Origin of the sequence: Burkholderia multivorans ATCC BAA-247 (assembly GCF_000959525.1) — a bacterium.
GTDB lineage: Bacteria > Pseudomonadota > Gammaproteobacteria > Burkholderiales > Burkholderiaceae > Burkholderia > Burkholderia multivorans.
The window spans coordinates 85,319-103,962 of sequence record NZ_CP009832.1; the positions used below are offsets into that span (position 1 = coordinate 85,319).

Sequence of the window (18,644 nt, forward strand, 5' to 3'; positions counted from 1 at the left end):
ACCTATGCTCATCCATCAATACGACGCCGAAACCGGACAGTACATTTCCAGCCATCTCGCCGACGTGGATCCGAAGAACCCGAATCGCTGGCTCGTGCCAGCGTTCAGTACGCTCGATCCACTGCCGGAGCGCACGCCGCGCACCTGGCCGTTTTACCGTAACGGTGCATGGACGCTCCTGCCTGATCACCGCGGACAGGTTCTGTATCGACAGGACACAGGCGAGCCGGCCGAAATTCTCGCGGCCGGCACGACGCCCGAAGCACAGGGGCTCACCGAAATTCCACGTCCGTCGCCGGAGCACGTGTGGCGCGACAGCGGCTGGGTCATCGATCCCGCGCTCGTGGCTCAACGAGCACGGGAAGCAGCGATGGTCGAGTTCGAATCACGTATGGCGCGCGCGCGTCAGATGAACGCTGGCAAGGCGGACGCGTATGCGGCAGGGCTGTTGTCGATGGAGGAGGTGTATTACTTCCGCGCATGGTCCGCCTATCAGCTCGATCTGGTCCGCGCGATTCAGTCGGACGGCTTCCCCGACACCGTGCATTGGCCCGACGATCCGGTCCCCTTCGAAGTCGCGTGCGAACCGGCGCTTGCGGAATTCGAGGCGCGAATGGCGAAGGCAAAGAGCTTTATCGACGGGAAAGCCGACGCGTATGCGGCAGGCGAGCTGTCGGACGAAGAGCAGTACAACTATCGCGCATGGTCTGCGTATGCCGATCGGCTCACGCATACGCTGAATCGGGAAACGTTCCCGAATGTGGTGTGGCCGAAGGAGCCGGCGCCGTATGTTGCGCCGTCGGTGCCGAGTGCGACTGCTGATGATGAAGGCGTGGCGTAAGCGCTCTGGAAGAGAGGCGGTCGGCGAGTGACGCCCCAAGTCGTTATTTGCCGTTCTTCTCCCACAAGCTTGCCCAGGCACGCATCTCTTCGAGGTTTACGCAAACATCGCGCAGCACGCCGTCGGCTCCCCCGGGATGCAACTGATGCTTGCGCACACTGTAGAAGTCTTTGGCGAGGGAAATAATTTTTGTCGTTCGTTCAAAGCAGTAGCCGCAGTGCAGACGCATGCGGCTATGCAGTACCTCGAGCTGAGCCAAAGCGAAAGGATTGGGCTCTGCCGACTCATTGTTGCGAAAAACATTTTCTATTTCGTTTGCGATTTCACGGATAACTTTCGATGTTTTCATTTCCCCTTCCGTTTATTGCGGAACGCTAAGTTTGTGGCCAAATAGCAGGCAATGTCACGGCACGTCGAGCCGACAGTGATTGTACGTTTCGTTAAGGCTCAGCGCATATGTGTCTTAATTCGCAATCGTTTTACGGACACGTTTTTTTAACTTTCGATCCCTTTATCTAACGACGACGTCACCACGCAGTAACAACCGCCGCTGGGAGCACATCCAGGCTTGCCAGATGGTCAATCGAAGCGCGTGCCCCATACAGGACATCCATTGCGGTACATCCGGCTCACCATCAAATGCCCGCGCTGTCGGGCTATGAACGTGTTGAGGGCCGAGCGCCGCTTACCCGCAGGCCGCCGAGTCTCCGCTACGAGGGGTTCGCTCCATGCAACTACTCATTTCCGCTGACCTGATCAACCGTATTCACCAAGCCGACGCACCGAACGTGCTCGCGCGCTACCTGATAGTTGTGTCGATCTGACCTCCACGGATCCGCCCTACTCGTCCGGCGGCACGACCGGCGCCTCGCGCGGCCAGTCGCCGTCGAGCAAGTACATCGGCGGGGACGTGAAGACCGTCTACCCCGAGTTCCAGCACGATAGCAAGGATCAACGGTCATGGTCGTTCTGGTGCATGACCTGGCCCGCCGAGGTCTATCGCGTCAGTCGCAATGAAACAGAACTGGATCGGATGTGAGCTGGAGCCCACCTACCACCAGGTCGCGACGCCACGCCTTGCCGGGCTCAACAAACCCACCGTCGCTGCATAACGCCATCCTGCAGCGGTTTCGGTTGTGGCCGACCGCTGCACAACCACGCGGGCGTGATCTGCGCGCGCGCGAACGGCAATCTTTTCGGGAGCCTCACTTCCGGGAGATTGCATGCCCTCTGATTACCACCACGGCGTACGCGTCATTGAGATCAATGACGGTACGCGCCCCATCCGCACGGTCAGCACGGCCGTGATCGGTATGGTCTGCACCGGCGACGACGCCGATCCGACCACCTTCCCCGAAAACCGTCCCGCCCTCATCACGGACGTGCAGGCCGCGATCGGCAAGGCCGGCACCAAGGGCACGCTCGCGCGCGCGCTCGATGCGATCGCCGCGCAAACCTCGCCGATGATCGTCGCCGTGCGGGTGCCGACCGGCAAGGATGCAGACGCGACGACCAGCAACGTGATCGGCACCACGACGACCGACGGCCAGTACACCGGCATGAAGGCGCTGCTCGCCGCGAAGAGCCGCCTCGGGGTAAAGCCGCGCGTGCTCGGCTGTCCCGGCCTCGACACGCTGCCGGTTGCCGCCGAGCTCGCCACGATCGCACAGAAGCTGCGCGGCTTCGCATACGTCAGCGCGTTCGGCGCGCAGACCAAGGAAGAGGCGGTCGCCCACCGGGCTAATTTCGGTCAGCGCGAGTTGATGACGATCTGGCCGGACTTCGTGAACTGGAACACCGCAACCAACGCCGAGGACATCACGTGGGCGACGGCGCGCGCGCTCGGCATGCGCGCGAAGATCGACGAGGAGATGGGCTGGCACAAGACGATCTCGAACGTCGTCGTGAACGGCGTCACCGGCATCAGCCGCGACGTGTTCTGGGATCTGCAGGATCCGAATACCGATGCCGGCTACTTGAACAGCCACGACGTCACCACGCTCGTGAACTCGGACGGTTACCGTCTATGGGGATCGCGTACCTGTTCCCAGGACAAGCTATGGGCCTTCGAGAACTACGTGCGCACCGCGCAGGTGATCGCCGACACGATGGCCGAGGCGCATATGTGGGCGGTCGACCAGCCGATGAGCCGCACGCTGATCAAAGAGATCGTGGACGGTGTGAACGCGAAGTTCCGCGCATGGAAGACGGCGGGCTACCTCATCGATGGCGAGTGCTGGTTTGATCCCGCCGCCAACGAGAAGGATTCGCTGAAGGCAGGCCAGGGCTTCCTCGACTACGACTTCTGCCCGACCCCTCCGCTCGAAGACCTGACGTTCCGCCAGCGCATCACGGACCGCTACCTGCTCAAGTTCGCGCAAAGCATCGCGGTCTGACGTCACGGCACTCACCATAGGGAAATGCAATGGCTCTGCCATCCAAACTGAAGAATTTCAACGTGTTCGAAGACGGTGTCTCGTTCGTCGGCGAAGTGCCCGAAATCCAGCTGCCGAAGCTGTCTCGCAAGATGGAAGCGTATCGCGGCGGCGGCATGAACGCCGAAGTCGACGTCGACCTCGGCATGGAGAAGATGGAGCTCGGCCTCACGATGGGCGGCTTCATGAAGGAGATGTTCAAGACGTGGGGCACGTCGAAGATCGACGGCGTCACCGTGCGCTTCGCCGGTTCCTACCAGCGTGACGACACCGAAGAAACGGACGCGGTCGAAGTGTACGTGCGCGGCCGCTACAAGGAAATCGACCCCGGTAAGGCCAAGGCCGGCGACAACGCCGACCAGACCGGCACGATGTCGCTGTCGTACTACCGCCTCGTCTGCAACGGCGAGACGCTGATCGAGATCGACATCCCGAACTTCGTCGAGATCGTCGGCGGTGTCGATCGACTCGCGCAGCAGCGCCGCGACATCGGCCTGTAATCCCAATCCATTCCCTCTCTCAGGAAACACACCATGCAATCCAAGCAATCCGCCGTCATTACGCTCGATACGCCGATCAAACGCGGCGAGCAGGAAATCGCTGCCGTCACGCTGATGAAGCCGCTCGCCGGCGCGCTGCGCGGCGTCGCGCTCACCGACGTGCTGCAGCTGGATGTGATCGCGTTGTCGAAAGTGTTGCCGCGCATCAGCGATCCTGTTTTGACCACGCAGGATGTGCTACGCCTGGACCCGGCCGATCTGGTGCAGCTCGGCACGGAGGTGGCTGGTTTTTTGGTGCCCAACTCGTCGAAGGCGGACGTCTCCCTCGAACCGTCGACGACGTGATGGCTGACATCGCGCTCGTGTTCCACTGGTCGCCCGACGTGATGGCCGCCATGCCGTTGTCGGAGCTGATGGACTGGCGCGAGCGCGCACGTGAACGCTACGAGCAGGGTAACGAATGAGCGATCGTTCGCTGCGCCTCGAGGTCGTGCTCAAGGCGCTCGACCAGGCGAGCCGCCCAATTCGCGAGATCACCGGGCGCAACCGCGCGCTGGTGAAAGACCTGCGCGACACGCGCACGCGGCTCAAGGAACTCGGCGACACCCAGAAGCGTATCGGCGAGTTCCGCGAGTTGCGTCGCGGCATGCAGGAAACTGAGACGAAGGCGCGCGCTGCCCAGGAGCGCGTGCGCCAGCTTGCGCAGCAGATGAAAGCGGCCGAGTCGCCAACGCGCGCGCTCACGCGTGAACACCAGCAGGCCGTACGCGCGGCGAAGGCGCTTGCCGGCCTGCTCGATCAGGAACGCCAGCGGCTCGACGGCGTGCGCTCAAGTCTCGCCGCAAGCGGCGTCAGTACACGCAATCTCGTCGAACACCAGCGGGCGCTACGCTTGAGCATCGCCGAAACGAACGCGACACTGACGGAGCACGAGCGGCGCCTGGACGCCATGAACAACCGCCAGCAGCGCGTCGCGGCCGCGCGCACAAGGATGGGCGCCCTGCGTGGCGCCGCCGCTGAGATGGCGATAGGCGGGTATGCCGCGCGCGCGACGGGCCAGCACATTCTTGCCGACCTGCGTGAGCCGCTGGCCGAGGCGAAGAAAATCCAGAACGAGCGCGGCCGCATCCTCGGGCTCGGCCTCGGCGAACGCGCGACGCAGGATGCGGAGCGCTACGTGCGCGCGATGAAAACGCCGGGTGTAGCAATCACGGACAACATGACGCTGATGCGCGACGCGATGTCGATCTTCGCGGACGAGCATCACGCGCAGATGGTCATGCCGACGCTCGCGAAGATGAAGTTCGCGAACGAAGCGATGTTCGGCGCCGACCAGGGGCATGAGAACGAAGAGAAATTCATGAACATGCTGAAGGTGATCGAGCTGCGCGGCGGCACGAAATCCGACGCTGCGTTCATTAAAGAAGCGAACATGGTCCAGCAGGTGCTGACCGCGACGGGTGGGCGTGTCGGCGGCGACGAATGGCGCAACTTCATTCAGACCGGCAAGGTCGCCGCGAAGCAGATGCGCCAGGACGCGTTCTATTACCAGATGGAGCCGCTCATCCAGGAAATGGGCGGTCACGCGGCCGGCACCGGCGTGCAGGCGGCGTACAGCAACCTGATGCAAGGCAAGACGACCGTGCGGGCGGCCAAGCGCCTGGTCGAGCTCGGGCTCGTCGACAAGAAGTCGGTCGAGTACAACACGATCGGCAATGTGAAGCGGATCAAGCCCGGCGCGCTGATTGGCGGCGATCTCTTCAACGCCTCGCCATTCGAGTGGATGGAGAAGGTGCTGCTGCCGAAGCTGAAGGCCAAGGGCATCACGTCGGACGCCAAGATTCTGGAGGAATTCTCCACGATCATGACGAACGGCAACGGCGCGAACCTGTTCGCCACGATGTACATGCAGCGCGAGCAGATTCACAAGAATGAGCGGCTGAACCGCGGCGCGTACGGGATCGACAAGCTGCATGCACTCGGGCAGCAGCAAACCGAAGGGAAAGAGCTGATCGCGCTGGAGAAGGTCCGCAATCTGCGCACCGTGATCGGCGAGCAGGTCCTGCCCGTGTACAACCGCGCGCTCGAGCTGACCACCAGTGTGCTCGAGCGGCTGCTCGGCTTCGCGAAGGAATATCCGACGTTCACGCGCGCGGTGGCGATCGGCGCGGCCGGCCTCGGCGTGCTGCTCGCCGTGCTCGGCACGCTGACGATCACGCTCGCGGCCGTGCTCGGGCCGCTCGCGATCGTGCGCTTCAGCATGTCGATGCTCGGCATCCAGGGCAGTGTCCTGGTGCGCGCGCTCGGCGCCATCGCGCGGACGTTGCTGTTCGTCGGCCGCGTCGCGCTGACGAGTCCCATCGGCATCGTGATCGCCGGCATCGCGCTTGCCGCGCTGCTCATCGTCAGGTACTGGGAGCCGATCAAGGCGTTTTTCTCGGGCTTCTGGCAAGGGCTGGCCGATGGCCTGAAGCCGCTCGCGCCGCTCGTCAGCCGAGCCTTCGGGATACTCGGCGCCGCGTTCGCACCGCTCAAACCGCTGTTCGTCTGGCTGATGGGCGCTGCGAAGGGTGTGTGGGACTGGCTCACACGACTACTGCCGCCCGTCGACGCAAGCAAGGAAAGCCTCGACGCCGCAACGGGCGCCGGCCGAGCCTTCGGCGCCTGGCTGGCCGACATCATCCGCGGCCTCGCTGATGCGTCGACGCGCTTCGCTGAGTTCGGATCGAACCTTATGTCCGGGCTCGTCGACGGGATCACTAACGGCCTGGGCGCCGTGAAGACCGCGATCCAGCGCGCTGGCGACAGCGTTGTCAGCTGGTTCAAGGAGCGGCTCGGCATCCACTCGCCGAGCCGCGTGTTCGCCGCACTCGGCGGCTTCACGATGGCCGGCCTCGAGCAGGGGCTGCGCAACGCCCAGGACGGACCGCTCGCGACGGTGCGCGAACTCGGCAAGCGCATCGTCGCCGCCGGCGCAGGCATCGGCCTCACGGGAGCGGCAATCGCGGGCAGCGCACCGCTTTCCGTCGACAACCGGCCGCCGCTGATCGCCGCAACGGCCGCGCGCGCGCCGGCATCGGCGCCCGCGCCGATCACGATCAACGTGTACGCGTCGCCAGGCATGGACGCGAATGCGCTCGCGCAGAAGGTGCTGCAGGTGATGCGACAGGAGCAAGCCGCGCAGGCCGCGCGTGAGCGCTCGCGCCTGCGCGATCGGGATTGAAGGGGGATTGTCATGATGATGGCGCTCGGGCTGTTCGTGTTCAGCCTGTCGACGCTGCCCTACCAGGAGTTGAAGCGCCGGCGCGGCTGGCGCTACGCGAGCAACAACCGTGTCGGCCGGAAGCCGGCGCGGCAGTACGTCGGCGAAGTTGACGAAACGATCGTCCTCTCCGGCGTGCTGCTGCCCGAACTGACCGGCGGCGATCTGTCGCTGTCGGTGCTCGAGGCGATGGCCGAGCAACACACCGCGTGGCCGCTGATCGAGGGCACCGGCCACATCTACGGCATGTTCACGATCGACGACATCGATACGGCGCGCACGCTGTTCTTCCCGGATGGCGCGGCGCGCCGCATCGACTTCACGGTGGCGCTCACGCGCAACGACGACATCAACATGCTGGGAATTGTCACCGATGCGATCAAGGAGGCGATCTCGCTATGAACCTGGCCGACTTGCCGGGCGCCGAGTTGATGCAGAAAACCGCGCTGGCCGACGATCGCGTGCCGCGCGCGATCTACTCGATCACGCTGGCCGGCAAGGACATTACGCACAAGTTCGACGGTCGGCTGATCTCGATGACGCTGCAGGACAACCGCGGCTTCGAGGCCGACCAACTCGACATCAGCCTGGACGACTCGGACGGCGCGCTGGAGATCCCGAGCCGCGGCGTGAGACTGAAGGTGGCGATCGGCTGGGCCGGCGCTGCGAACGGGCTCGTCGATAAAGGCGAGTTCGTTGTCGACGAGGTGCGGCACACCGGCACACCAGATGTGCTCACCATTCGCGCGCGCAGCGTCGATCTGCGCGCGGGCCTCTCTATCAAGAAGGAGCGGTCCTGGCACCGGCAAACGGTCGGCGCGATCGTGCGCGCGATCGCGAGCCAGAACAAGGTAGAGGCGCGTGTCAGCCGTGCGCTCGACGGCCAGCTCGTCGACCATATCGACCAGACTGCCGAATCGGACGCCAATTTGCTCACGCGCTTGGCCAAAATGTTCGACGCAATCGCAACCGTGAAGAACGGGAAGCTACTGTTCATCAAGGCTGGCGAAGCGACCACGGCGAGCGGCAAGCCGTTGCCGCCCGTCACAATCACCCGCGACGTCGGCGACCGCCACGAGTTCGGTGTCGCCGATCGCGACGCGTATTCCGGCGTGCAGGCGTTCTACCTGAACACGCGCACCGCAAAGAAGCAGTCGACCACCGTCAAGCGGCGCCGGCGGCGCACCACGAAGAAGAAGCCAATCGACAAGAGCGGCGACGTGCTGTTCGGCACGGCCGAGAACGTGAAGGTGTTGCGGCACACATACGCGAACAAGAGCAACGCGACGCGCGCGGCGAAGGCGGAATGGGAGAAACTGCAGCGCGGCGTTGCGGAATTCAGCATCGTGCTCGCGCTTGGGCGACCCGAGCTGATGACCGAGCTGCCTGTAACCGTGCGCGGTTACAAACGGGTCATCGACGACTGCAAGTGGATCGTCGCGCGTGTTACACATACGCTCGACGGTAACGGCGGATTTACATCGGACCTCGATCTGGAGGTCAAGGCGACCGAGGTGCCGGAATTCGACACCTCGGATGGAGCGTGAACTACTGCATCAGCATGCGGTGGATAGCGGACAGGCTCGCGAGTGAGCTTGTGACGAGCTGCACGAGATCAGCATGCTCGGCAGGGGACAGCGTTCGCAGTCGGCGCCCCGCGCGCTTCTTCCTTGGCGGATCAGCGGAACGCGTCCTTTGTGTGGTCGGGTTCGCTTCCGCGCAGCGATCGATGACCCCGTCGATCGTTGTTTCAATGGCATCGAGTTGGTCTTGCTTCGTGTTACGCACTACGGATACCTCTTCGGATATTGTGAACCACGTTACCGCGTGAAACGACATTCACGCGTCAAGTAACGCGGCCCTATTTTCGTGCGTTACGAATGAAAATGAAACGTAGGAAAAAGGCTTTCGAAAGTTAGGTAAAAACCTACGTCCGCCTCGGTCCCGGCGGCCGGATTGAGCGGTGTTCGCGACACGCTGCTAGATTGCGTCATGCCCACATTGCGCAATCGTATGAATCCATCCACGAGGCCGACACAATTCAACTGGAACCTTCTCAGGGCCTTCGCGGAGATCGCCCGTTACCGCAGCATCACAGAGGCCGCGCACGCGCTTGGCGTGCAACGGCCGACGGTCAGCCAGAAGATCACCGAGCTCGAAAAGATATTGGGCCTCTCGTTGATGGAGCGGCGTTCCGGTAGCGATGGATTCCGCCTCACTCCGTACGGGAGACGGCTGCGCATGATCGTGTCCCGCTTCAATCAGGAGTTAGCGGCGCTGCGCGGGCAGCCGGACCGCTCGCCGTCCATGTTGGATGCGGCAGACATTCTGGGGCACGTGGAAGATGCGATGGCGGCGCTCAAGCGCGCCGCGGATACCCTGCGCCGGTCCTAAGTAAGTCAGTCTTGACTGATCTGACCGCGTTTACGAGATACGCGTTGTCGCTTGGTCTGCTCCACATTGGCTTGTGCCGCCTTCACTTCCTCCTCAACGAACGCGTCCAGCTTCGCCATGCGATTCGCCGCGATCCGTGGAATCCGCTTTGAAGGTTGGCCAGACACGGTCATCTCGCCAATGTGCAAGTAACCGTTGATCGCGCCTTGCACTGCGGCGCGTCCGATGTCGTTCAGTTGCAAAAAGCTGTCTACCAGGTCAGCTACGTCAGGCGGCAATTTCGATTGCGTCGCACGCTCGCCAGTAATCACGTACAGCACGTCAACGCCGATCTTGGCGAGCGCCGCCAGATAGTTCGCGTCTGGTGATCGCGTACCGGATTCGTAGTTCAGTTGCGCCTGCTTTCCCAGCCCACCCAGCGCAGCGAACTCTGCCTGGCTTAGTCCGATGCGCATCCGTTCCTCCTTCAAACGGTCGCCAATCATTTTCTCTACCATCTTGAAGTTTCGTTTTGAGTACCTTAAACTTCACTCATCCCTAGTGAAGCACTGTCCAAACTGAGTATAACCGCCATGACTACCCCCCAAGGTCCCCGGCGCGCACCGGCCGGCGTCATGTCCAGCAAGCCGGTTTCCCTGCGCCTTCTGCCCGCCGAGCGCAGCCAGCTCGAACAGCTCGCCCGACGTGAGCCTCGCTCTCTTGCGAGCCTCACGCGCCTGATCTATCTCGAAGGGCTGCCGCACTACCTCGCCAAGGTGTCCTCGTTCGAGGACACGTCCGCCAAAGTTTCCGCCAGCTGACCGGAGGTGATCATCATGTATCCCGATCCCAAGCGCGTCCGCGACAACCGCCTGATGCTGCGGTTCGACGACTACGAATACGCGCTCATCACCGCGCTTGCTAACTATCAGGGCGAGCAAACCGCCACGCTGATTCGCCAGATGGTTCTGCGAGAAGCCGCCGAAGCCCTGTTGCCATCGAGCAATGTAGCTCGCGACCAGGCCCGATAGCAGCAGCCTTGGAGCAGCCGATTCAATGCCCGAACTCGAAATCACCTTCACCGAGCAGGACGCCGAAATACTCGAGCGCGTACGGCAACAGCAAGGCCTCGCGTCGATTCAGCAAGCGGCGGAATGGCTCGTGAAGCGACGGCTGCGCCTCGGCGCACGTCGCCTCACCGGACGAGACCGGGCGCTCTACGTCGTCCATAACAACAGCCGTAATTGACGCGGCCATTTCCGACAGGAAGTCACGATGAAATTGAAGTGCCATCACTGCGGCAGCCGCGCCGTCATTCGGACCAGCCGTCCGCTGTCCGTCCTCGTCCGGGAGGCGTACTGCCAATGCACCAACATCGAGTGCGCGACGACGTACAAGATCCATATTGCCGCCGTCCACACGATCGCGCCGAGCCTCAATCCGAACCCGATGGTCTACCTGCCCGTCGGCAAGGTTGACCGGCTACCGCAGGACCCGCGTCAGCTCTCGCTGATCGACGCCTAACCAGTAACCGCAATTCTTGTTTCAACCCATCGCACCCGCCTCGCGCGGGCGCGGGGGACTCCTTTTGCCTGAAATTCTGGAGAGACTCATGCAAACGCCGACTCCCGCCCACGTCACCACCCTCACCTCGTCGCTCGACTTCAACCAGCGCGTCGCCTACCTGCAGAAGCTCTGCGCGGCTGACGTCCGCGCCGACGTATTCGTCGCATCCGCACGCGCACTCGGTTTCGCCGTGTCGTGGGATCTCGCGCGCGGCACGCCGCTGCTCGCCTGGATGCACTGACCGATGCGCGCGCCGCTCACCGACGTCGACCTGCGCGCGGCATGGCATCGCCTGCGCATGGTCGGTGATTTCGACACGTCGATCCGCCATCGCGCCGTACGCCTGGTCGTGGAATCTGCGGCGCGTGCGATGCAGGACCGAGAACAAGCCCGGTCGCGGCGCAGCTCCGACGCGAAGCGATGCGCTGCGAACGACTTCGACGAATGACGAATCCGCGCCGACTGCCGGCGCACTCACCTGGAGCCAAACCATGAAACCCTACGTTTTCGGCATCAGTGTGCTGCTGATGCTCTCGCTCTCCCTCACCGGCGCCTACTACCTCACCGCCGACGTCCTGCGCCTGTTCGACGTCCGATACGCACGCCCGCTCGCGTTCGTCGGCGGCGTCGCGGTGATCGTTGCGCTCGTCGTCGCGCTCGGATGGTCCGTTCCGCCTCGGGGTTGATTTGATGACGATCGAATCCGCCATCCGCTATGAGCTGCTAACGTCGGCCGGTCTGCGCACCGTCACCGGCGAGCATGTCGTCATTCCGAACGACGTCGGCGCGACTTTCGGCATTCACGCCGAGCCCTATCTGGCCGACGGCCATCCGGAAAAGTGGGTCGTCACGCACCTGGCCTCGGGCATGCAAGCCGGGACGGGCACATCCCGCACCGCAGCCATCACAAATGCGACGACGAACGTCGAACGCAATCGGCGCCGGCTGCGCACGATGCTCGACGAGGCGACTGCGGCCCGCACCGATCTGCAGTTCGCCACCTATCAGCTCGAGCGCAATCGGCGCGCGATCCTGGGGGAAGCCGCATGAGCCGTCTCGATGCTTCGTCGCACGATGCGACGCTGCGGGCTGCGATCGTCGCGGCCGCAAATCCTCTGCACTTCAACAACCGCCCCGGCAGCGTCGCTCGCCAGTGTGCGCTCGGCCTGTTCGTCGCGGCATTGAGCGATCGCCTCGCGCTCGACTTCCCGGAGTCCGCCGACGCGCTGCGCGCGCTCGTCTTCTCTCCCGCGACGCCGGACAACCCGGCTGTCAATGCCCCGCAGCAACCTGAACAACAGCAATAACGATGGCCTCGATCGACGAACTGAAACAACGCATCGACCTGCACGACCTCGCCGATCGCCTCGGTCTCAAGCGCGGCCGCGGCGGCAACAAGGCGCTCTACCACTCGCCGCAGCACGAGGACAAAAACCCGTCCCTGTCGATCTACGTGAATCACCCGAAGCATGGCACGGGCTGGCGCGATCACAGCGCCGGCGTCGGCGGCTCGTGCATCGATCTGGTCATATATGTGCGCGGCGGCACCGTCGCGGACGCTGTCCGCTACCTGCACGATGCGTACGGCATTCCGCTCGACCGGTCGGCGCCGACCGAGCGCCGTGAGAAAACGACCGTCGAATACATCGCCGATCGGTGCTTCGCGGAGCGCGACCAGGTCCGCGAATACCTCGGCGGCCGCGGCATTTCGGCCGCGGCGATCGACGCCGCGATCGCCGCACGCACGCTCGGCTTCAACACGTGGACGAGCTCGAAAGTTGCCGCCGGCGAAGTCGGGCACGGCGGGCCGGCCGCCGCGTTCATCGTGCGGGCTCCGACCGACGGCCGCGTCGTCGCCGTCGACATGCGCTACGTGGATCCCGCACTGAACGGCGGCGTCAAAACGCAGACGCAGGGCGACAAGGCGGGCTACGGCTGGACCGCGGATCCCCGGCGACTGGAGAAGGCGAAGCGCGTATTCATCGTCGAAAGCGCGATCAACGCGCTGTCGATCGACACGTGTGCTCTGCCCGGCGCGGCCGCGCTCGCGCTGCGCGGCCTCGGCAACGTTGACGCGCTGGACTTCACTCTGCTGCGAGGCAAGCAGGTTGTGGTCTGCATGGACAACGACGAGCCATTCGCTGACGGCCATCCGCGCGCCGGCCACCGTCCCGGCCCCGAAGCAGCGTGGGCGCTCTACGAACGGCTCACCGCCTTGAACATCAGCGCCGTGCTCGTCGACCAGGCTGACTGGCTCGCCGACCTCGCGGACGGGGAGAAGCAGCAGAAGCCCATCAACGACGTCAACGACTACCTGCAGCTGCGCGGCCCGCTCGAACTCGCGCGTGCGCTCGAGCAGCTGGAGCCGTGGCTGATCGCCGGCCTCGCCGGCGACGCCACACGCCGCGGCCGGCCGCGCATCTCTCTGCCGCCGCACGACTTCGCACAGTACTGGCGCTTCCGCGTGCGACCCGACTTCACCAGCTACATCACGAAGATGGACCGCAACGAGGAATCGGGCGTCGAGACACCGGTGATGACGGATCTGTGCGGTTTCCGCATCGCCGGCATGAGCCGCGTGTCGGTCGCGAGTGCGACATCGACGATGACGGGCGACGCCGACCAGGCGCCGACTGTGTACTTCGCCGTGTCGGTGCAGGCGCCGCGCCACGGCGCGCAGCTCATTCGCCGCGTGATGCTCGACGACCAACTGCACAACGTCGACCAGTGGGGCAAGTTCGGCCCGATCTGGGCGCCGGCGCCGTTCAAGCGCATGGTCAATATCCTGGAGCGCGGCGCCGACCTCGGTGCGCGGCAGGCCGCGAATTTCGTGGGGCTCGCGTGGCGCGAGGGCCGGCTCATCGTCAACGAAGGCCCGGATTGCTACTTCACCGAAGCGGACAAGCAGTGTCCGTATCACAACCTCACGTTCCCGAGCGGCCCGATCAGTGACGCGCGCCGCGTCATCAGCGCCTACCAGACAACGTTCAAACAGAACGCCGCGACGATCCCGCTCGTCTGGGCGCTCGGCGGTCATCTGAAGGCACTGCTCGGCTTCTGGCCGCATATCACGATCCAGGCGAACAAGGGCGCTGGCAAATCGACGCTCATCAAGCGTCTGGAACGGTCGCTCGCGTTCACGATGTTCTCGGGCCAGTCGCTGCAGACCGAATTCCGCCTGCTGACCAGCATCAGCCATACGAGCCATCCGGTCGGCTGGGAAGAACTGTCGGCACGCCGGCAGGACGTGATCGACAAGGCGGTCGGCCTGCTGCAGGAAAACTATCAGTACACCGTCACGCGCCGCGGCGCGGACATGACCGAATACCTGCTGTGCGCGCCGGTGATGCTCGCCGGCGAGGACGTGCCCGTGCGCAGCCTGCTCGGCAAGCTCGTACGCACGACGCTCACCGGCAAGCGCGGCCCGCTGCTGCCCGACGACCTGCCGCGCTTTCCGGTACGGCAGTGGCTCGAATTTCTCGCCGGGCTCGACAAGCGCGCCGTGCTCGACCAGTACGCGATGCTGCGCGACAAGGCGTTGGCCAACTGCCGCGCGAGCGGTGAGGACGACGGCGCGAAACGCATGGCCGGCAACTATGCGGCCGTCGCGCTCGCCTGGCGCTACCTGTGCGAGTTCGCCGGCATGGATCCGACGGAAGGCGACTTCCCGCGCGATCTGCTCGCTGAAATGAACGGCCACATCGCCGAGACGAGCGCCGACCGGGAACCTTGGGTCTGGATCATGGAAACCGTGCTGTCGGAAATCGACGGCGGCAACTACAAGCACCCGTACACGTTCGACATGGTCGACGGCGAGTTCTGCCTACTGCTGCGCACCGGGCACGTGATGGACCACATCGCGCACACGAGCGCGCTGCGCGACAAATGGAACGCCCTGCCGGTGAAGTCGGACCGCGTGTTCAAGGCGCAACTCAAGCACGCCGGCGTCGTGGTTGGCGAGAAGGAAGTCGAGCGGCGCATCTATACCCGTCGCGTGCCGTACCTCACGCCGATCTCGCTCGAGCGCCTGGCCGGCTTCGGGCTGCACGTGTCGGTTCGCGAAGATCTGGCGACCGACGCGGCCGAGCAACGAGGCAGCGCATGATGCCCTGCCAGCCAATGCGGCCGCCGTGCTGCACGCTGCCCCCGTCTCCCTCGCAAGTCGAACCTGCCGGGTGAAAGCGCGGGCCTCAATGAAAGCGGGCCGCGCGAGCCGTTTTTTCCACCGGGAAGGGGCAGGCAGCGCACGCGAACCGTGGTTTTCGGGGGCGTCCGCTCGTAAGTCTTTGATTGTTGAGAAGAGTACCGCCGTGTGTCGCCCTCCATTCGCCACTAGTCGGGGCGTTTTTGCCACTAGTCCGATTTTCGCGCCGACGCCCCCCGTGCCTTCATCTCTTCTCTCTAATTCATTGAAAAAGAAGAGAAAAGAAAGCAGGGAAGAAGCAATAAAAGGCCTGAATCGAGCGCCACGAGTCTTGGGCTTTTTGCCACGGGTTTCCGCCTGTGCCTATTTTTTGAGCCACGAGTTTTCAGGCCCATCCACGGGTAACTCATGGCAATTGATGGCAAAAAATCTATTTATAAATCAGTGCGTTACACCAAAAACCAGCGCAAACCACGAATCCACGAGTTGCGCTGCGTGTGGTTCCTTTTTGTGACAGTGATTGCGATGCAGAATCTTGACCAGGCACCGTCGAGCTTTCGCTACGACGCAGCAAACGTGTTGCCACCTTTTCTCACTGATGCCGAGCTACGTCGAATCGCCGAGCCGCTGCGCCAACCGGCCGCGATTATGCGGTGGTTCAAGCGAGCGGGTTTTGAGGTGAAAAAGAAACCGAACGGAATGCCGCTCGTGTCGCGCGCGCATTTCGAGCAAGTCATGTGCGGACGAGCAGTCGCAAGCGATATCGATCGCGGCACGGGTGATTGCTCGCCGGATACCGCTGCATTGCTACAACGGTTCGCACGCAGCAACAAGAAGAAGGCAAATTAAATGGGGCGCAAACGAAAAAGTAACGAATTGGGACTGCCAGACCGGGTCTACCCGAAACATGGCGCGTTTTACTACGTGCATCGCGACGGGCGCTGGGAACGCCTTGGAACTGATCTGGCTGAGGCGAAACGAAAAGGCAATCTGTACAACGACCCTGATTCGACCTACGGCACAATGTCTTACTTCCTTGACGAATTCGTCGTGCATTGCGAGAAGCGGGTACAGCTCGGCTACCTCAAGCCCCGAACGTACGAGGACTATAAGCGGGACGTCGAACCGCTGAAGGTCTACTTCGGCCGCATGACGCCGGCCAGCGTCGAACCGAAACATGTCGGTGCCTATCTCGACCTGTGCGCGGAAAACGGTCGTCCGGTCCGCGGCAATCGCGAGAAAGCTTGCTTGTCGTCATGCTTCACCTGGCTTATTCGAACCGGCAAGGGGAGCGTTAAGCTGAACCCGTGCCTTGGCGTCAAACGGAACAAGGAAACGAAGCGAGAAAGGTATGTCGAACACGACGAGTATCGAGCCGTGTGGGCGGTCGCGGCACCTCAAGTACGCGGCCTGCTTGATCTGACATATCGAACGCTGCAGCGCCCAGAGGACATTATCGCGTGGGGACCGGCGAACATCGTTCAGAAGCGCGAGCCGGACGGGTCAGTACGCCGCGTAATCCGCAACGACCAGGGTAAAACCGGCGCCATCGTCGACATCGCCGTAACACCCGAAATCGACGCAATTCTGAACTATCTGAAGGCTACCGGTCCCACCCCCGGGCCTGGGACAACGTGGATTCGCAAGCGCAACGGCGAACCTTACAGTTACTCCGGGCTCACATCAATGCTGCACCGTTACATCGCGAAGGTGAACCGCGCTCGCGAAACGAAGGGGCTTACTCCGTTTCAGTCGTTCGGACCTTACGACATGAAAGCAAAGGGGGCAACAGATATGTGGCTCTCTGGCGTGCCGCTCGAGCGCATCCAGGTATTGTGTGGGCACGACTCCGTGACGACGACTGAAATTTACGTCAAGTGCCGATGGCGAGGCACGGTCGAGCCCAACCGGCAGCACGCGGCCGTCTAATAACGCACGACAAGCCGCGTCAGAGCAGGCCCCAATTTGCTCCGACGCGGAGTGCTTATTAGACACCCTACGAACGTAAGCTACTGAAAACAAATCAATTTGTCACGAAATGCAAGCGGGACTCTTAATCCGTAGGTCGAGTGTTCGAGTCACTCACGCCCCACCAGGAATTTCAAAGGCCGGTCAGCGCAAGCTGACCGGCCTTTTTCGTCTGTGTAGCACCGCACACCGCGATGGCCGCGTCGGGCAAGTTCGAATCGCGGCGCAGCCTCAGCGCTCGACACTTCCCCGAATCCCTTGCTTCCGCAACGATGTCACACGACGTAGTCCGCCACCGTTCCCAGCTTCGTCCGCAACGCTGACACAACGGTGCCGACATCGATATCGCTGACCGCACCGCTGCTCTGGATACCGATCGACTTGCAGCGCGGCGTAAGTCGCAAGTGCATGGGCTCCGCGTGCGCAAACAGCGTGACCGAGCCGGCGTCGGTAGTGTGCGCGACATGCATCAGCCCGCCATCGCACCCCACGAATCCTGCGCTGCGCGCGATGACCGCGCGCGATTGCAGCAGGCTCAGCTTCCCCACCAGAGAGCGCACGGTAAAGCGCGCATAGGTGTGTCGACCGATCGCGTCGGCGGCATCGCGCCCGTTGTCCGAGCCGAGCAGCAAGACGGACGGCGGGACCGCGAGATCGTCCGCCGCATCCAGTGCAGACAACAACTCGGGCCAGCGGTCATAGGTGCGCCTTGGCTCGATGCCGCCGACCGCGATGCACAGATACGGCGTTTCGGGCACGAGCGCGTCGACGCTACGCTCGGTCGGATCGCTGCAACCGAGGTAGGGCTGCGCGAGCGCGTGCAGCCGCGCAGGCGTCAGACCGAGTCCGAATACGTGATTGATCGCAGCAAAGCTGAACTGCGTCTGATTGCGATCCGGACCGTAGAAGTAGCCGAACAGGCACGCGAACGGCAGGTGCCTGAAATGCTTGCGCTTCAATCGGATCGACGGCAGATTGAATTCGTTCAGCAGCACCGCATCGTAGTCGCGCGCCAGCACGTCTTCCACGCGGTCGAACACATTCGCGAAAACATCGTCTTCCTCGAACAGCGGGCGCAGTTTCGGCAGCGTCAGCAGATCCGCCTTCACGCCCGTGCCGCGCAGCAGGCTTCGGCCGGCCATGTCCATGGTCGCGTCGCCGAAATTCGCCTTGCCGGTGTACAGCCACAAAATCCGCGCATCGTTCGGCAACGTGTCGCGATAAAGCGCCGTCTGCCCACCCAGCGCGAGCGACCATCGGCGGTGAAGATATTTTTTCGCGACGGTCAACTTCGAGGCCTGCGCGAGATAGCGCGCCGGATCATGAGGCACCGATTCGTAAGGAATCGACGTAGAGCGTGCGACACAATGGTCGATCAATCGAAACATGGTTGGTATCGTTGTCATTTTCGTCGGCCGTGCCCGCGCCGTTGCCGACATATCGCGCCGTTTCTCGTGACGGAACGGCATCGACGGCCTTTCCCCGGGACGAATGTCGATGCACGTGCACCATGGCGCCCGCCGCGAACGCTCCATTATAGGGGCTCGCGACACCG

Annotated in this window: 25 protein-coding genes and 1 pseudogene; 23 read left to right on the plus strand and 3 right to left on the minus strand. The window is 63.1% G+C overall.

From position 1 onward, the window contains the following. The first annotated feature begins 4 nt into the window (after nt 1-4). Nucleotides 5-841, plus strand: coding sequence for a tail fiber assembly protein (locus tag NP80_RS12825; RefSeq protein ID WP_006401809.1), 837 nt, complete (start codon nt 5-7; stop codon nt 839-841). 43 nt (nt 842-884) lie between these two features. Here NP80_RS12825 and NP80_RS31775 read toward each other — a convergent pair whose 3' ends face one another. Beyond that, complete coding sequence (locus NP80_RS31775) at nt 885-1,190, minus strand: hypothetical protein (protein WP_006401808.1); 306 nt, start codon at nt 1,188-1,190, stop codon at nt 885-887. 309 nt (nt 1,191-1,499) lie between these two features. Between NP80_RS31775 and NP80_RS30820 the strand changes: the two genes are divergently transcribed. The 10 genes and pseudogenes from NP80_RS30820 (at nt 1,500) to NP80_RS12870 (ending at nt 9,432) form a co-directional block, all read left to right on the plus strand. After that, entirely contained in the window at nt 1,500-1,592 is a 93-nt protein-coding gene (locus tag NP80_RS30820) for a hypothetical protein (RefSeq protein ID WP_106918433.1), read from the plus strand. Next, a pseudogene (locus NP80_RS31910) lies at nt 1,570-1,868 on the plus strand (site-specific DNA-methyltransferase); the annotation flags it as partial. The gene NP80_RS30820 and the pseudogene NP80_RS31910, both read left to right, overlap by 23 nt. Nucleotides 1,869-2,064: 196 nt before the next feature. Further along, complete coding sequence (locus tag NP80_RS12830) at nt 2,065-3,237, plus strand: phage tail sheath protein (protein ID WP_006401806.1); 1,173 nt, start codon at nt 2,065-2,067, stop codon at nt 3,235-3,237. A gap of 29 nt (nt 3,238-3,266) precedes the next feature. Further along, nucleotides 3,267-3,776: a phage major tail tube protein gene (locus NP80_RS12835; RefSeq protein WP_006401805.1), complete on the plus strand. Its 510-nt coding sequence runs from the start codon at nt 3,267-3,269 to the stop codon at nt 3,774-3,776. 33 nt (nt 3,777-3,809) lie between these two features. Further along, the gene (locus NP80_RS12840; protein WP_006401804.1) at nt 3,810-4,121 is read left to right on the plus strand and encodes a phage tail assembly protein; all 312 of its coding nucleotides are present in this window, start codon (nt 3,810-3,812) and stop codon (nt 4,119-4,121) included. Continuing rightward, nucleotides 4,121-4,240, plus strand: a complete 120-nt coding sequence (locus NP80_RS29530; protein WP_035947244.1) for a GpE family phage tail protein — start codon at nt 4,121-4,123, stop codon at nt 4,238-4,240. Before NP80_RS12840 ends, NP80_RS29530 begins: the two co-directional genes overlap by 1 nt. Next, the gene (locus tag NP80_RS12850; protein WP_006401802.1) at nt 4,237-6,999 is read left to right on the plus strand and encodes a phage tail tape measure protein; all 2,763 of its coding nucleotides are present in this window, start codon (nt 4,237-4,239) and stop codon (nt 6,997-6,999) included. Before NP80_RS29530 ends, NP80_RS12850 begins: the two co-directional genes overlap by 4 nt. A gap of 12 nt (nt 7,000-7,011) precedes the next feature. Beyond that, nucleotides 7,012-7,440: a phage tail protein gene (locus NP80_RS12855; protein WP_006401801.1), complete on the plus strand. Its 429-nt coding sequence runs from the start codon at nt 7,012-7,014 to the stop codon at nt 7,438-7,440. Beyond that, on the plus strand, nt 7,437-8,585 hold the full coding sequence (locus tag NP80_RS12860) for a phage late control D family protein (RefSeq protein WP_006401800.1): 1,149 nt from the start codon (nt 7,437-7,439) through the stop codon (nt 8,583-8,585). Before NP80_RS12855 ends, NP80_RS12860 begins: the two co-directional genes overlap by 4 nt. Nucleotides 8,586-9,051: 466 nt before the next feature. Next, nucleotides 9,052-9,432, plus strand: a complete 381-nt coding sequence (locus NP80_RS12870; RefSeq protein ID WP_035947236.1) for a helix-turn-helix domain-containing protein — start codon at nt 9,052-9,054, stop codon at nt 9,430-9,432. A 5-nt stretch (nt 9,433-9,437) separates the two neighbouring features. On the opposite strand, the gene NP80_RS12875 is transcribed toward NP80_RS12870, so the two are convergent. After that, nucleotides 9,438-9,929, minus strand: a complete 492-nt coding sequence (locus tag NP80_RS12875) for a helix-turn-helix domain-containing protein (RefSeq protein WP_006401797.1) — start codon at nt 9,927-9,929, stop codon at nt 9,438-9,440. Between the two features lie 75 nt (nt 9,930-10,004). Between NP80_RS12875 and NP80_RS12880 the strand changes: the two genes are divergently transcribed. The 12 genes from NP80_RS12880 (at nt 10,005) to NP80_RS12930 (ending at nt 17,050) form a co-directional block, all read left to right on the plus strand. Next, nucleotides 10,005-10,232: a hypothetical protein gene (locus tag NP80_RS12880; protein ID WP_226823103.1), complete on the plus strand. Its 228-nt coding sequence runs from the start codon at nt 10,005-10,007 to the stop codon at nt 10,230-10,232. A 15-nt stretch (nt 10,233-10,247) separates the two neighbouring features. Further along, nucleotides 10,248-10,442, plus strand: a complete 195-nt coding sequence (locus NP80_RS12885) for a hypothetical protein (protein ID WP_006401795.1) — start codon at nt 10,248-10,250, stop codon at nt 10,440-10,442. Between the two features lie 25 nt (nt 10,443-10,467). After that, on the plus strand, nt 10,468-10,659 hold the full coding sequence (locus tag NP80_RS29535; RefSeq protein ID WP_006401794.1) for a hypothetical protein: 192 nt from the start codon (nt 10,468-10,470) through the stop codon (nt 10,657-10,659). A gap of 27 nt (nt 10,660-10,686) precedes the next feature. Continuing rightward, complete coding sequence (locus NP80_RS12895; RefSeq protein ID WP_006401793.1) at nt 10,687-10,935, plus strand: Ogr/Delta-like zinc finger protein; 249 nt, start codon at nt 10,687-10,689, stop codon at nt 10,933-10,935. 88 nt (nt 10,936-11,023) lie between these two features. Continuing rightward, nucleotides 11,024-11,218 (plus strand): hypothetical protein, encoded by a 195-nt coding sequence (locus tag NP80_RS12900; RefSeq protein WP_006401792.1) that lies wholly within the window; start codon nt 11,024-11,026, stop codon nt 11,216-11,218. Between the two features lie 3 nt (nt 11,219-11,221). Next, nucleotides 11,222-11,425: a hypothetical protein gene (locus tag NP80_RS12905; protein WP_006401791.1), complete on the plus strand. Its 204-nt coding sequence runs from the start codon at nt 11,222-11,224 to the stop codon at nt 11,423-11,425. A 43-nt stretch (nt 11,426-11,468) separates the two neighbouring features. Beyond that, nucleotides 11,469-11,663 (plus strand): hypothetical protein, encoded by a 195-nt coding sequence (locus NP80_RS12910; protein ID WP_006401790.1) that lies wholly within the window; start codon nt 11,469-11,471, stop codon nt 11,661-11,663. A gap of 4 nt (nt 11,664-11,667) precedes the next feature. After that, nucleotides 11,668-12,027 (plus strand): hypothetical protein, encoded by a 360-nt coding sequence (locus tag NP80_RS12915; RefSeq protein ID WP_006401789.1) that lies wholly within the window; start codon nt 11,668-11,670, stop codon nt 12,025-12,027. Then, nucleotides 12,024-12,284: a hypothetical protein gene (locus tag NP80_RS12920; RefSeq protein ID WP_006401788.1), complete on the plus strand. Its 261-nt coding sequence runs from the start codon at nt 12,024-12,026 to the stop codon at nt 12,282-12,284. Before NP80_RS12915 ends, NP80_RS12920 begins: the two co-directional genes overlap by 4 nt. A gap of 2 nt (nt 12,285-12,286) precedes the next feature. After that, complete coding sequence (locus NP80_RS12925) at nt 12,287-15,082, plus strand: toprim domain-containing protein (RefSeq protein WP_006410529.1); 2,796 nt, start codon at nt 12,287-12,289, stop codon at nt 15,080-15,082. Nucleotides 15,083-15,529: 447 nt separating this feature from the next. After that, entirely contained in the window at nt 15,530-15,970 is a 441-nt protein-coding gene (locus NP80_RS31535; protein ID WP_174328803.1) for a DUF4224 domain-containing protein, read from the plus strand. Then, complete coding sequence (locus tag NP80_RS12930; protein ID WP_080596224.1) at nt 15,971-17,050, plus strand: tyrosine-type recombinase/integrase; 1,080 nt, start codon at nt 15,971-15,973, stop codon at nt 17,048-17,050. A 314-nt stretch (nt 17,051-17,364) separates the two neighbouring features. On the opposite strand, the gene NP80_RS12935 is transcribed toward NP80_RS12930, so the two are convergent. Further along, complete coding sequence (locus tag NP80_RS12935; protein WP_226823105.1) at nt 17,365-18,477, minus strand: glycosyltransferase family 9 protein; 1,113 nt, start codon at nt 18,475-18,477, stop codon at nt 17,365-17,367. Nucleotides 18,478-18,644: the final 167 nt, after the last annotated feature.